This is a genomic window from Brevibacillus gelatini (assembly GCF_003710935.1).
Classification (GTDB): Bacteria; Bacillota; Bacilli; order Brevibacillales; family Brevibacillaceae; genus Brevibacillus; species Brevibacillus gelatini.
Genome location: NZ_RHHS01000053.1, coordinates 55,334 through 70,678 on the forward strand (window position 1 = coordinate 55,334; position 15,345 = coordinate 70,678).

Annotated in this window: 9 protein-coding genes; 6 read left to right on the forward strand and 3 right to left on the reverse strand. The window is 45.8% G+C overall.

Translation table 11 applies throughout. The annotated features are described in order from the left end of the window. The first annotated feature begins 20 nt into the window (after positions 1–20). Together EDM57_RS20715 and EDM57_RS20720 are read left to right on the forward strand one after the other, a co-directional pair. On the forward strand, positions 21–1,250 hold the full coding sequence (locus tag EDM57_RS20715; protein WP_122906594.1) for a Zn-dependent hydrolase: 1,230 nt from the start codon (positions 21–23) through the stop codon (positions 1,248–1,250). Positions 1,251–1,358: 108 nt separating this feature from the next. Beyond that, positions 1,359–2,543, forward strand: a complete 1,185-nt coding sequence (locus tag EDM57_RS20720) for a M20 family metallopeptidase (protein WP_122906595.1) — start codon at positions 1,359–1,361, stop codon at positions 2,541–2,543. A gap of 43 nt (positions 2,544–2,586) precedes the next feature. On the opposite strand, the gene EDM57_RS20725 is transcribed toward EDM57_RS20720, so the two are convergent. Beyond that, positions 2,587–3,171, reverse strand: a complete 585-nt coding sequence (locus EDM57_RS20725) for a TetR/AcrR family transcriptional regulator (RefSeq protein ID WP_122906596.1) — start codon at positions 3,169–3,171, stop codon at positions 2,587–2,589. A gap of 126 nt (positions 3,172–3,297) precedes the next feature. On the opposite strand from EDM57_RS20725, the gene EDM57_RS20730 reads away from it, so the two are divergent. Both EDM57_RS20730 and EDM57_RS20735 read left to right on the forward strand, forming a co-directional pair. Further along, a complete protein-coding gene (locus EDM57_RS20730; protein ID WP_122906597.1) occupies positions 3,298–4,449 on the forward strand; it encodes a YhgE/Pip domain-containing protein in 1,152 nt (383 codons plus the stop codon). 165 nt (positions 4,450–4,614) lie between these two features. Then, the gene (locus EDM57_RS20735; RefSeq protein ID WP_122906598.1) at positions 4,615–6,237 is read left to right on the forward strand and encodes an MFS transporter; all 1,623 of its coding nucleotides are present in this window, start codon (positions 4,615–4,617) and stop codon (positions 6,235–6,237) included. Positions 6,238–6,307: 70 nt separating this feature from the next. On the opposite strand, the gene EDM57_RS20740 is transcribed toward EDM57_RS20735, so the two are convergent. Beyond that, positions 6,308–7,894, reverse strand: coding sequence for a methyl-accepting chemotaxis protein (locus EDM57_RS20740; protein ID WP_122906599.1), 1,587 nt, complete (start codon positions 7,892–7,894; stop codon positions 6,308–6,310). Between the two features lie 793 nt (positions 7,895–8,687). Between EDM57_RS20740 and EDM57_RS20745 the strand changes: the two genes are divergently transcribed. Continuing rightward, entirely contained in the window at positions 8,688–13,649 is a 4,962-nt protein-coding gene (locus tag EDM57_RS20745; RefSeq protein ID WP_122906600.1) for a polymorphic toxin-type HINT domain-containing protein, read from the forward strand. A 9-nt stretch (positions 13,650–13,658) separates the two neighbouring features. Further along, complete coding sequence (locus EDM57_RS20750) at positions 13,659–13,976, forward strand: hypothetical protein (RefSeq protein ID WP_122906601.1); 318 nt, start codon at positions 13,659–13,661, stop codon at positions 13,974–13,976. 100 nt (positions 13,977–14,076) lie between these two features. Here the strand turns inward: EDM57_RS20750 and EDM57_RS20755 are convergent. Beyond that, positions 14,077–15,197 (reverse strand): IS3 family transposase gene (locus tag EDM57_RS20755; RefSeq protein ID WP_211338287.1). Its coding sequence is split into 2 segments (ribosomal slippage): positions 14,077–14,948 and positions 14,948–15,197, totalling 1,122 coding nucleotides; the frame shifts between segments, so codons are not numbered across the junction. Positions 15,198–15,345 lie beyond the last annotated feature (148 nt).

Sequence of the window (15,345 nt, forward strand, 5' to 3'; positions counted from 1 at the left end):
CGAAGGGGGAGTCTCTCGACATGATTCATGCGGACCGATTGTGGGACCGGCTGGGGCAAATGGGGAAGATTGGCGCCCAGGAGGCCGGAGGGGTGACGAGGCTGTCGTTTACTCCTGAGGAGCGGGCGGCAAAAGACCTTGTCGCCAGCTTCATGAAGGAAGCGGGACTGACTGTTCGCGAAGATGCGGTAGGCAATCTGATTGGGCGAAAAGAGGGGAAAAATCCTTCGGCACCTGTTGTTCTTGTAGGCTCGCACATCGACTCCGTGCCGAACGGGGGAGATTTTGACGGGCCTCTCGGCGTTTTGGCAGGCGTAGAAATTTTGCAGACGATGCAGGAGCAAGGAATAGAGACCGAGCATCCGATTGAGGTGGTCGCTTTCACGGATGAAGAGGGCACGCGCTTCGGCTACGGCATGATCGGCAGCCGCGGGATCGCCGGGCGGATTCAGCGCAGCGATCTGGAGCAGGCGGATAAGGACGGCATCACGATTGCCGAAGCGATGCGCCAGGTCGGACTCGACCCGGATCAGACCGATCAGGCGGCGCGCACGCCAGGCAGCGTCAAGGCGTACGTGGAGCTGCACATCGAGCAGGGCAAGGTGCTGGAGAGCCGCAATTTGTCCGTGGGGATCGTGACGGGTGTCGCTGGACCGCTCTGGATGAAGTTCATCCTGGAGGGCGAGGCGGGCCACGCTGGAGCTACACCGATGAACTTGCGCCGCGATCCACTTGCTGCGGCAGCGCTCGTAATGCTTGCCATAGAGGAAGAGGCAGCGCGGACGGGCACAAGCGTGGGGACGGTCGGACAGGTGCAGGCATTCCCAGGCGGGGTCAACGTCATTCCGGGCCGGGTGGAGTTTACGCTCGACTTGCGCGATGTGGACGAGGCGGTTCGCGATCAGGTCGAGCAGCGTATTTTCGAGCGGGCAAAAGCGATTTGTGCCGAGCGAAACGTGACGATGCAAGTGGAATTGCTGCAGCGGATCGCGCCTGCCGTATGCTCCGAGAGCATCCAGCAGGCGGCGGCAGAGGCTTGTGCGCAGGAAGGGCTGGAAGCGTTCCGGCTCCCGAGCGGCGCAGGCCACGACTGCATGCAGCTGGTTGACCTTTGTCCGGTCGGCATGATTTTCATTCGCTCCAAAGACGGCATCAGCCACAATCCGGCCGAGTATTCGACGAAGGAGGATTGCGCGGACGGAGCCAACGTGCTGTACCGCACCGTGCTGGCTTTGGCGAAGCAAGTTTAATGTAGAGAGACTGACGAACAAGCAACACGCGTACAACGATAAAGAGACGAGGATTCGGCAGCTTGGCGACGACGGGCCAAAAGCGCACCGAACGAGGAGGAGAACCGTATGACAGCGACAGCAGTCACCATGAATCAGGCAGCAGAGGCGCTCAAAGAGCAAGTAATCGCGTGGAGACGCTATTTGCACGAGCATCCCGAACTGTCGTTTCACGAAGAGAAAACAGCGCAGTTCGTGTACGAAACTCTTCTGTCTTTTGGCAATCTGGAAGTGAGCCGGCCGACGAAAACAAGTGTGATGGCCCGCCTGATCGGTTCGCAGCCGGGAAAGGTGCTGGCGATGCGCGCCGACATGGACGCTTTAGCGATTACGGAAGAAAACACGTTTGCGTTCGTCTCGAAAAATCCGGGCGTGATGCACGCGTGCGGACACGACGGACATACATCCATGCTGCTTGGAGCCGCCAAAATTTTGTCCGGGATGAAGGAGCAGATCAAAGGCGAGGTGCGCTTTTTGTTCCAGCACGCGGAAGAGGACTATCCGGGCGGGGCGGAGGAAATGGTGCAGGCGGGTGTCATGGACGGTGTGGACATGGTCATCGGCACCCATTTGTGGTCGACGATGGAATTCGGCACGGTGGGCATTTGTCCTGGTCCGATGATGGCAGCGCCGGATACGTTCTGGATTACCGTGCTTGGAAAAGGCGGACACGCGGCGCTTCCGCACGAGACGATCGACAGTATTGCCATTGCGGCGCAAGTCGTGACCAACCTGCAGCACATCGTCTCGCGCAATACCGACCCGCTGCATAGCCTCGTCTTGTCCATCACGCAATTTGTGGGCGGTACGACACACAACGTCATTCCGGGCACGGTGGAAATTTGCGGGACGGTGCGCAGCTTTGACAAAACGCTGCGCGAATCCGTTCCCGGCCTGATGGAACGCGTCATCAAAGGGATCACGGAAGCACATGGTGCCAGTTACGACTTCAAGTACCAATTCGGCTACCGACCCGTCATCAACGACGAGGAAGTGACCCGCCTGATGGAAGAGGTCGTCGTGGAATCGCTCGGACCTGAGTGGGTGGAGCATATGCGTCCGACCATGGGCGGCGAGGATTTCTCCGCGTTCCAGCAAAAAGCGCCGGGCTGCTTTTTCTTCGTCGCTGCGGGCAACAAGGAAAAGGGCATAACGTATCCCCACCACCACCCGCGCTTTACCATCGACGAGGATGCGCTTGAGGTAGGCGTGAAAATGTTCGTCAACGCGGCAAGAAAAATCGTCATGTCATAAGGAACGACGCGAAACGAGCCTTGGATGCGACTCCAAAGGCTCGTTATCTTTTTTGAATAAAGGAAATGATATTCATGTACAATGCTGCCATTTCTTCTGGGGTTTTCTCTAAACCATTTCGCACCCATTGTTCAATTAATCCCAAAAAGGCAGACGTGATAAACGATAACAAGTAGTCCATCGGGACTTTTCCTTTTGCATGGAAGTTTTCGTCCTTTTCCAAATGGGAACGTACTTTTTCTGCCAGGGCATCTCGAAAGCGAATGTGAAAACCCGCTCTGCCGTGATCGCCTAAAAAAATCTTCAATGCTGGCACATGGAATTGAATAGAGCGAAATAAGGCAGCAGCTAATTCCTCTTGTCCTTCTCCAAACGTATGCATCACCGAATAGCGAGACTGCAATTCATCAATATGACTTCCCAGATCCTCAAACAACTGCTGCTCCATTTGCTCCAGCAAATCGAATTTATCCGTATAGTGCAAATAAAAGGTCCCGCGATTCATTTGCGCTGTTTTGGCAATTTCCCCTACCGTAATCGATTCAAACGGCTTGCTCTCCAACATTTGCATAAAGGAGCGCTGAATGAGCTGTTTTGTTTTTCGATTTTTATCTGCATAAATGCCCACGAACAAACTTCCTTTCAAAAATGAACAACCTGTTCATTTTGTTCATTGCTTATCGTCTCGGCAAAATTATAAGATAGACATACACCACTGAACAACATGTTGATTATTGAGGAAGGGTGAGTTTGTTTGAAATTATTTAAAGAAAAATTGGCATGGGCTGCTCCTATTGCTGTTATCCTTATCATTGCTCTTTTTTCGGTGAACTTGTTTGCGCAAGGAGATCCTCAAGCAAGAAATTTGCCAGTTGCCCTTGTAGTAAGTGACGAAGGAACGTATGTAGACGCTGTACACGCAGCCGTTGAGCAAATGAGTAAAGGCACCGATGGCGCAGAACCGATGCTGGCTTTTACAGAGGAAAAGGAAGAAAATATGGAGGATGCCTTCCGTGAGAAAAAGTATTATGCCGCATTGGTCATTCCTGAAGGCTTTAACGAGAGCGTACAAAACGCGCTGACGAATCATACGCCAGCAACTTTGCAGCTTTATGTGAACCAAGGCTATAACGTGACAGGTGCAAACTATGCAAAAACGGCCCTAAACGCCCTGGTCGTACAGTTGAGCCAACAGTATTCGGCAAGCTTTCTTGCGCAAATGAATGGTCAACAAATCCATGCAGACCAGGCAGCTGTACTGGTAAATCCGATTGTTGCCGAAGAGAAGGTATTCAACGCCGTTACTCCCGCTACGGCAAACGGTAGCGCCCCGACCTTATTGGCGGTGCCTGCCTGGGTAGGTGCATTAATTGGCGGTTTCCTATTATTCCTGTCGACGTCGAACATTTCGAAAAGAGAATCGTTGACACGCAAACAAACAGCAAGCCTCATGGGTAGCCAAATCTTATTTGGGGTTATCATTGCCCTGTTCTCCGGCTTTACCGTTGCAACATTATGTGTCGTTGCTGGCATCAATATTCCGGGCTACTTCTTGGTTGGTTCGTTCGTGTCGTTTGCAGCATTCTGTTTCTTCCTGTTAGTATCCGCCGTTACAGCATGGATTGGCAAACCAGCCATTACGTTATTCATGGTTGTGATGCTGTTGGGGATGGGTGTTCTCATGATGCCAAAAGAAATGCTTCCCGATTTCTTCGTCACATTCATTCGCCCCTGGATTCCGATTCGCTTTGCTGCTGATGGTTTGCGCGAAATTTTCTACTTCGGCAGTGGCTTCTACACTGGCCAATCCTTCAACACGATCCTCGGAATTGGTATAGCAGGCTTTGTCACATACCTGCTATCCATTTTTAAACCAGTGCGTGCGACAAAAGCCATCGCTGAATAAAAACATGAAATGATGTGCATCGCCAACGTCCGGAAAGCTCACTTTCGTTCATCCAATTGGATCTGCTGTTTTGCCAACCCTTATGTGGTTGGCTTTTCATTTTTTAAATAATAATTGGCTAAGAAGCTCCTTATAATATTGGAGCATGGAAAAGGAGATGGAGGAATGGGGCGTAAATCGTCGAGTTCAAGCTGGGCGATCACATTGTTCTGCATCGGGGTATTCATGGCGGCTCTTGATAACGGAATTATTAGTGCTGCACTGACAACGATTAACAGTTCGTTCGACGTCTCTGCGAACTGGGGCGCTTGGGGTGTAACCGTTTATACGCTGGGTCTCGCAATCAGTATCCCGATTGTAGGTAAAATTTCCGATCGATATGGTCGAAAAAAGCTGTTTATCGTTGAAGTTGCTTTATTTGGGCTAGGCTCATTACTGGTAGCGCTAAGTCCAACCTTTTGGTTTTATTTGGTTGCCCGGTTCATCCAGGCAATGGGTGGGGGCGGAATCTTTATCATTGGCAGCTCCCATGTGTTGAGTACGTTTCCGGTTGAAAAACAAGGGAAAGCGCTTGGAATATTGGGCGCCATGAACGGTGTAGGGGCGATTTTAGGTCCGAACCTTGGCAGTATGATTTTGGATGTAACAGGTAATTGGCATTTCCTCTTCCTTATTAATGTGCCAATCGCAGTCCTTTTAATGATTTTCGGATGGCTGAACATACAGGAAACAAAAGAACCGGCAGTCGGGAAACTGGATGTAGCAGGAACGATCCTTTTATCCGTAGCCGTTCTCAGTATCATGTATGGCCTGACAAATATTGAAGGGACCACTTTGCTCGAAAGTCTCGCGACCGCTGATGTTTATGGATTCCTATTTGCGGGGATCGTCTTGTTTGCAGGTTTGCTTTTCTATAACCGCTCATTGGAAAAGCGAAATGGGGATCCGATCTTGCCGGTGAGCTTGCTGGTTCGCCCTGTTTACTTGCTGACGTTACTCATTGGTGCGTTATCAGGTGCATTACTGGCCGGAATGATTTACATTCCTTCTTTTACAGAGCAGGTGTTAGGCGTAGCTGCTGAATACTCAGGCTATTGGATGACACCATTGGCATTGGCGTCAGGGCTCGGCGCTGCACTTGGCGGTGTGCTTGTTGATAAAAAGGGACCCATTCTTGCCGTGTTTTTATCTGGCTTCATCACGGCGATTGGCTTTGTATTATTCCCTGCATGGATCGAAGGTAAAATGCAATTTGTCATTTCTTCCTGTATCGCTGGTCTTGGGATGGGCATTCTTCTGGGAGCACCGTTGAATATTTTAGCGACAGAGCACCTGGAAAAGGATAAAGGATCGGCACTGGCTGGGCTTTCCCTTGCCCGACAAATCGGGATGACAATTGCTCCCACCCTTTATGCGGGATTTATTGTCCGAGGGTTTAACCAGATTCCAAGTCTTTTTCAAAGTGACTTCGGCCGTATTTTGCAAGAGAAGATGAAGACTGCTGATTTAAGTCCGGAGGCGATGCAAGAATTCCAACAGGTAGTCAGCGCGATGCCTACTGCTGGCACACCGTCGTCGGAAACGGATTACGCTCAGTTAATAGAGCAAATTCATGATCCGACGTTAAAAGAGGTCATCCAATCAAGTGTCGATCAAATTACATGGATGGCTGCACAAGAGGGCTATGGAGGATTATTTTATTCAACAGTCGTGATTGCAGCTATGGTTGTGTTATTGGCTATTATCGTAAGGCCTGTTCGGAAAAAAGCCATGCAAGAAGCATCTTGAGATTAGCAATAAACTGGAGGCAAACCCGGTGAATCGGGTTTGCCTCCAGCAGCCTTTTTGCTTACTTCCATCAAGTCAGATCGCGCAAGATAAACTTGCTCAGGTCATCCGACAATTCCTGGGACATATTCTTTAGCTCATTGGCAGAACTTTGGATTTGCTCCATGGACGCCAGTTGTTCTTCTGCGGCTGCAGCCATGGTCTCAGCTTCATCCGAGGTGTTGTGGGAAATGTTGGATACTTCTTCGATCGAAGCTGTTATTTCCTCCATTTCAGCCGACATTTCTTCTGAGGTTGCGGATACTTCCTGAATCTGTTCACTTACCAGTTTAATATCATGGAGAATGCGATTAATGGCAACTTTCGAGCGCTCAATGGATTCCATACCCAAATTCGTCTCGGTTTGCATCGAATCCATAGCGGATACCGTTTCTCCAATCAAGGAGCGGATAACATTCAACAGCTCCGAAATGGACTCCCCAGACTTTGAGGTTTCTTCGGCAAGTTTTCCGACCTCTTGGGCAACGACAGCAAATCCACGGCCATGCTCTCCTGCACGCGCTGCTTCGATATTCGCATTCAGGGCAAGCAGCTTCGTCTGATTCGCAACTTCCATAATGGCGTCAATAATCCGGCCAATATTGACTGAATGTTCGTCGAGCTTCGCTACAATCTGGGAAGACTCAACCTGTGTCTTCTTAATGCTTGCCATTTGATTTACTGTTTCTACCAGTTGCTGATTCCCATGCTCCGCATGCTCATTCGCGCGCAAGGCGAGATTGGCAACTTCAGACGCCGCTTCCGCAATTCGCAATACGCCTACCGACATTTCATTCATTGTCGTTGCCGTTTCAGATGTAGCGCGTTTTTGGGAATTTGTCCCTTCCGATACTCCCTGTACAGAGGCGGCAACTTGCTGCATGGTCATTGTAGATTCATGGGCAATATCCGATAGTTGCCGGGAGGCTTGGAAGGTGGTTGCCGCAATTTTTTGATTGTTGCTTAGCACGCGATTCATTGATTTTTGCATTTCATTAAAGGCTATCCCTACAAGCTGTAGCTCATCTTTCGTATGCAACACGATATCCTGCGAGAAGTCGCCCTTTGCCATAGCTTCCGCTCGCTCTTTTAACACGTTTACCGTCTCCATAACATTTCTATAAAAGGCTACATAAAATATGGCGACTAGAATCAGGACGGCAGCCGTAATCCCTAAGGTTATATTACGCGTTGCAATAGCATCATTGAGCCGCGCCTGAAGCACTTGATCCAATTGTACAGTCGCAAGCTGGAATACCTCAGCTGCTGATTCGATTGCAGTCGTTCCCTCGGTAAAAAAGGCATCAGGCTCCATGCTTATCTCTTGCTTGTTTAAGATTTCCTGATCGAGTAAACCAAGGAAGTGCTGAATGTCTTGTGAAGCTTGCTCTCCTTTTTTAAGCAGTTCCCCATAGGCGGAACTGTTTAAGTCCGCAATTTTGGTAAGGGACTTGTTGAGGTTGGCTAGCGCTTCCTTGCTTTTGGTTGATTCGAGAAGTAACTGCAGTTTGATGTCATTCGTCAGTGTTTTCGACGCAAGAACGCCGTTGCCACGCCCCCGAATAACGGCGGAGCCTTCGATCAAATCAGGCAATTCCTGTACGATCAATTTCATCATGTAGTGGGAGTCAATATCACTATCGAGCGATAATGTGAACGCTCACCAAAATGTTGACCACTTTGCTCATCATAAAGTTACCCACCTGACAGTTTGAGCACACGTCATCATTTTCACACCTAATTGCAAATGTTTTTACTGAGCCAAGGATCGTCAAGGGCTTGCGTAGCAAGGGGTTTACCCTTTATCCTTGACGATCCTTGGTGCAGGAAATAAAATGCTACTTTGTGTGAAAAAAAGCATCGTAGGTGGTCAACTCGAAGATGAGCGTTTGCTCCAAAAATGGTCAACTTTTTGATTAGCATTCACAGACTCAATATTTTGTTTAACATGCACTCTTCACCTCTTGGATTGTATGTTTGCTTTGCATGCTTCCGTACTGCTTCTCCCCATAACATCTGCTAGCAGGTTTATGTTCCCCTTGTCATATTCCCGAGACTTTAATAAAGTAAACAATTTATTTGCTTCATTTTCTTTAAGAGCGATTAATGTTCAGGTTCGCTCCAGCATTTAGTAATACTTTTACAAGATTATCTTGCGTTGAACGGACGGCCTACAGTAATGGTGGCTCTCCCATCATTTATACAAGTTTGGATCAGCACCTAGTGTGAAAACCTAGACGACAAGTTGGCCAAGTAATACTTGATATTCGTATACGTTGTTAATAAAGATGGGGATTTTGTATCAGCAAAAAATTAGTTTATGTATGAATTACCTTGCACTCAGAACATATCAGTGTATAATCGACTTTGCATATCAATTAATTGGGAATAGAGGAAGGAGTTTGTAAGGATTGATTCACTTAAAACGACTTTTGTGCTGCTTTGTAATGTTTTGCCTATTGTTAGAACCCATCCATTTTTTTAGCCAGCCACTCATTTTTAGCAACATGGTTTTTGCTCAGGAAGCTGTTTCAACCGTCGATGAAAGCAATTCGAGTACGGACACCAAGCTGGTATCTATTGATTCATCTATAAAAGAAATGACGTTGCAAATGGGAGACTCTCAAAAAGTCGAAATCAACGCCATTTATAGTGATGGTAGTAAAACAGATGTATCCAAAGAAATAGAGTGGGAAGTAGCAGATCTCCATATTGTTTCCGTTTCTCGGGGTAAGATATATGCCAAAAGCGTAGGAACCACAACTCTTGTGGCAAAATACGGGAAGGAGGTTCTTCCTATCCACATAACCGTGACCGCTCCTTCGGAAGAATCTGTTCAGACTGAGACAGAAGAACAGAGTGTTGATGTCACGGCATCAGAAAAAACAAACGAAGCAAAGCATGCTGTTCTCGAAGAAAAGGTTCCGGCAAAAGGGAAGTTTGCGCTAGCGGCAGCTTACGATGGATCCGTCACCTTATCAAAGGGTGAATCTTATAAATTCACGAACATTCATACGAATGCTACGTACATAAAATCTAACGCGACGAGTACAAAAACGTACGATTACGCCATCTACCTGCCAGACGGCTCCGGCTACGATTATGATACCGATTCAAAGTCTACATCTAGGTCCATTCGTTCCGGTGGGCACATGGTCGTTACTGTTACTTCGTCAAACCCTGTTACTTTCACTTTTACTACTAGTGAGGTCATCTCCGAAGCAAGCACTACTCCAGCATTATTAAAAAAAGAAGTGTCGCCAGGAGAGAGCTTCTCGTTTGTAAATACCGGGACGGATAAAAACTCCATCAAGGTGGAGGGTATAACAAAACAGTTTAGTTATCAAACGTATAAAGAAGATGGTACTTTATCAACTGAAGCCTATGATTACGTTTCCAGTACCGTAACGATACCCGCAGGTGGGAAAATCATCGGTACAGTGACAGCCAACAATCCAGTTACGTTTGCTGGATACTATGATTTTAACGACGAAGAACCTGTAAGCGATGCATTAATTTTTGTAACCTTGGAAGCTGGGGAATCCTATCTTTTTGAAAATCTCGATGATACGGATACTCACGCCATTAAAACAGATGCTTCAAATTCGTCTCGTGAAAAGAAGACATACGATTTAGCCATTTATAAAGCAGATGGTCGCGCTCATGCCCAGGATGCCGATGCAATTGCTACTTCCAAAACGGTCCCTGCTGGCGGGAAAATGGTCGTTACTGCCACGTCAGCCACTCCTGTTACATTCAAGGCTTTTACAACCTATTTCAATGGTAAAAGAATCGATAATCCAGCACTAATCAAAAAAACTCTCAAAAAAGAGGAAACCATTCAATTATTCAATACGGCAACGGAGAGCACACCCGTTTTGGTAAATGGTTCCAGCAGTAGACGTTACAGTTACCAGTTGTTTAAAAGTGATGGGTCTACTTATCAACAGTCCTATGACTCTGGAAATACCTCTCTTTACATTCCTGCTGGCGGTAAACTGATTGCAACAGCAATCAGTGATACACCTGTTACTTTTACAAGCTATTATGATCTCTTGCAAGACCTTACATCGGCGGATTCGATCATTACGAAAACGTTGGAAAATGGTCAATCTTATATTTTCGTAAATACGTCAGGTTCGAACCAAAGCATAGATACAGATGGTACTTTAAATTCTTTCGGTAAAAGAACTTTTAACTACGCCATCTATAGCGGTAGCGGGGATCCGTTATACCAGGATGTAAATTCAGGCGCATCTTCCAAAATTGTCCCAGCAGGCGGAACAATTGTCGTTACTGTAACATCGGAGTTGCCTGTTACCTTCCGAGCATTTAAATCTTATTTTATCGGGCAAGATACATCGAGACCTGCTCTATTTACGCAGACGCTCAGTAAAGGGAGTAGTATCTCGGTAACGAATATCGGCAAGGCGAATGCAGACTTGCTCACTATTAGCAGTGGAGGCAGGTTTAGCTACCAGTTGATAACAAACGGAACAGTTACATCTGCCCATCATAATGCCAGCGTTTCCTATCGAAACATCCCTGCGAATACAACTATCCTTGCTACTGTAACATCGGAGGAGCCTGTCACCTTTAGCGGATACGAACAAATATTTCAACCGAAATTAGAGAGTGCTTCCTCTATTATTCAAAAGACTTTGGAGAACTCTCAATCATATGAGTTTGTGAATCGAACCGATCAGCAACAAAGTGTTGATATTCGTTCCAATGGTTCAAAGTCGTTTGATTTTGTGACTTTGAATCAGGACGGGTCTATCGGTTCACAAGATATTGATGCGACTGCTTCTATCATGCATGTTCCACCACGTGGGAAAATCATCCTTACAAATCAATCCAATGATCCACTCATGCTAGAGGCTTTCACCTCGGATTTTGCTGGCTTGGAAAGAACACATCCTGTCATTAGCAGAGAAACCGTTGTTCAAGGCCATACAGTTACATTTAAGAACAACTCTTTGTTTGAGAGCCAACTGCTGAGATACGATGCGTTCAATGTGGTCGAAAGATATGACTACGAAATCTACAATAGCGTAGGTTCGTTGGTTTCCAGCGAGTTCAACTCAACGGATCATTCCCTTAAAGTCCCAGCGGGTGGAACGATTAAAGTAAAAGTAACTTCAGCGGCTCCGATCACTTTTTTTGGTTATGCCGATCATTTTCAAATCGCAAATGACAGCGGAAATGAACAGCAGATTGAGAATCTGGGTGTCAATTCCTTTGTAGATGTAAATAAAAATAATACCACAACAGCTTTCTTCACAGTGACGCCAGTCCATTCTGGTAAGCACCGGATTTTTTCATCTCCATATTTGAATAATGGAGTTGAACAAGACACAAGACTGCATATTTATTCGGATGCAACTATGCAGAATGAAGTAACAAGCAACGACGATCATGATGGTCCGTTTGGCACCAAATTTTCAAAAGTCGAATGGGACGCAACAGCGAATACAACATACTACGTTAAGCTTGAAGCAGCAGCCCCTTCTTTGCAGTCTCGACTTACATTTGAAGAAGACTTGGACAGCACGAGAGAAACAGCCATTCCGGCCGAATGGGATAATATTTATACGGACAAATTGTCCTCTCCCTATGATATTGACTACTTTGTGCTTACGGCTGAAGAAATGGCATACATGAACCTCTATGTGACAAATAACATGCTCATTCTGGAGGACTCGCAAGGAACAGCGCTTAAAACTTTCCATGCGAATGAGGAAGACACGCTGTTTGTTACAGAAGCGGCTGGGATCTACTATGCAAAGGTAGTTTGGAAGCCAAGTCAGGCTACAGCCCAATTAAGGTCTGGCATTTCACTAAGGTCCTCTGAAATCGGTAATAGCTATCAAGCAGGTTTTCATGGTCCAAAACGAATTTCCAGTAATTTTGCTGTAGATACTACACCAGGCTACGAAAAATCAGTAACGATACAATGGAGATTTTCAAATCCCCATCCGAGCGTAAAGATTCAAGTACTCAAGCAAGGAACACCAGTCTATGAAGAGGTCAGAACGAATCTATCAGCTGGATACCATACGTTCAGTTGGAATGGCATCTACACGAAAGTCAATCCCGGACAGCGGGCTGAAACTGACGTCTACATGGTTAAAATTGTAGCTTCCGATGCCAAACAATTTCAAATTCAGGTGCCAATAAGTGTCGTTAATACAAAACTGAATGAAGAGCTGGATATTCAGTATTTAATCTCTCGCTACAACAGTACCATTCCAAGCACTACGATCCGTCAAGCACAAGAAGATCTAAAGACAATGATGTTCTATAATGGCCCGATCACAGGCTCGTACAATGAAGACTTTTTACTGTCTGTCATTGCTTTTGAAACGATTCTGAACAGAAGTGTGCACGTTTCTCTCAACGTAAACGTTGGAGGGGGAAAAGTACTTGAAGAAAAAGGGGAACTAACGAATCAGTTAGTTTATTACATTCACGCAGGAAGAGCGACTGGTCGGGATAAGTATGGAAAGTTTGCCGAGGTTCTATTTAATGGAGATATTATTATCTATGAGACTGGTGCAGCTACGGTTCCTTTGCTTCGTTTGACTAAGATTGGTGGAAAGATCGTCAAGAAAGCTGGTAAGACGATTGATGATCTATTTGAATGTAATTGCTTTACAGCGGGTACAAAGGTGTTAACTGACGAAGGGGAGAAACCTATTGAGGAAATCAAGGTAGGTGACAAAGTTCTAGCCAAAGACGATGAAACAGGCGAGATGGCTTACAAGGAAGTTGAATGGCTCTTTCAACGTGATGTTGAGGAAACGTATAATATAACTGTTGACGGTGAAGTCATCACGACTACTGATGGGCATCCGTTCTGGATTGTCGGCATAGGATGGGTGGAAGCACAGCATCTTGCGGTGGGTGATGTTCTTACAACCTCAGATGGTAAAGAATTAGCAATTGAAAAGATTGAGGTTAAGCAGGAACATGTTACAGTTTACAACTTTAAGGTTAAGGACTTCCATACGTACTTTGTTTCCAACCTTGGTATTTGGACACATAATAAATGTGGCGTAACAGTAAATTATAAAGGTGCTGAAGTAGCGGTTTATCGAGGAGGTAATGATTTTACTATTAAGCCAGGTGAAGTAAAAATAGACTCGAAAACTGGATTGGTAAAGACAACTCATGGTGTCTCTTTGGATGTAAACCCTGACACTGTTTCAAAATTTGGTGGTGCTTATCGTATTGAATCATTGCCTGAAGGATTAAGAATAATTCAAAGGGGAAGCAGGGCTGAACACTTTGAGATAGTTCCTGCATACGAAATGCCTTTAGAGCAATTTCAAAAGTTATTAAATCAAATTACTGTTTCACGGGTAAAATAGGAGGTAAATGTGAGCGGTTATACAGTTATCTTTACTAATAATACGGAATTAGCCGAATTTGAAGCATTAAATAAAGGTTATCGTAATGATGTCTTTGTTAAGATTGATGAGGACTACTACAATTTGAGAGTTTATGATATCGTACGATTAAAACAAGATTTCGAAAGCGAAATGGAAGATTATGGTTATTATTCTGTTGAACCTAACTTAGTATTAGTCACAGAAGTGACAACAGATAATATTTTGAAAATTATTTCACAACTTTATGAAGATGGGTATTTTAATCATCTTAAGCCTGTAAACAAAAGCTTGTTTAATTTTGATTAGCCATACTTACTTTTTGACCTTGAGTGCACATTCCTCAAGGTCTATTTTTTATCCTCCCCCTGTGCCGATTGAAGCGGGCGTCTGGATTGTCAACACTAAATCAGACAATTTTTATAAGGGCTTCTTGGTGATACTGAACAGGCGTCATATAGCCTAAGGTGCCATGAATACGATGCTTGTTAAACCAGTTCACGTAATCGGATAATTCCAGCTCCAGATGACGAAGACTCTGGAAGTTCATCTGATTCACAAACTCTGTTTTCATGATCTTGTAGGTGGCTTCTGCCACAGCGTTGTCGTACGGACAGCCCTTCATACTTAGTGATCGGCCGATTCCAAACGTCTCCAAAAGCTCATCCATCTTTTGATTGTTGAACTCGCTACCACGGTCAGTATGAAACCACTGAATTTGGCGTAAATCACCTTGTACCGTCGCAAAAGCGCGGGAAATCAGTGCAGCGTCCTTGTTCGGACCTGCACTATGCCCAATAATCTCTCGATTGAATAAATCGACCAACACACAAATGTAATGCCATCGGTTCTGGACCTTCACATACGTTAGATCGCTGACGACGAAGCGTTTTGCCTCCTTCTGATCGAATTCTCGATCCAGAACATTTCCCGTCGTTGCTTCATTACAAGCGGTTTTATGGGGCTTATATTGAGCCACGGTATAGGGGGAAACGAGTCCTTGCTCTTTCATGATCCGACCAATCCGTCGTCTGGAGACGACGAGTCCGCGTTCCTGAAGCTTAACTTTGATCTTTCGTGTCCCGTAGGCCTTACGATTCTTCTGGAAAATCTCCACAATCGCTTCGGTTATTTTCTCTTCCTTTGCTCGTTCTTTCGCTTCATAGTAGAACGTACTTCTTGCGATTTGCAGGACGTCGCACATTGCTGATACCGAGTATTTATCACGATTATTCTTTATGATAGCTACTTTCGTCCCATGATCAGCGCGGCTTGCTTTAAAATATCTATCTCCATTTTCAGACGTTGGTTCTCTTTTCGCAAAGCAATCCATTCCTCTTCTTCTGATGAACGATTGTCCTTTTCCTTGAAAGAACCGGTTGTCTGTGCTTGCTTGATCCAGCGGTCCAGGGCAGAAGCTGTGAGGTCATATTCCTCCACAATTGCCGCTCTTGTTTTTCCGTTTTCATACAGCTTCACCATTTGAGTTTTAAACTCGGTTGTGAACGTGCGACGTTGTTTTTTAGGCATTGTAGAGATCCGCTCCTTTTTTCTGTCCAACTTAGTGTAGCCGATCCAGTAAGGGGGTTCGCGACGATGGATGTCCTTCCGTGTACATAAAAATCTTGACAGACAGACTCTCTTTTGGGGCTATTCCAGGGACTGTAAAATATTTTGT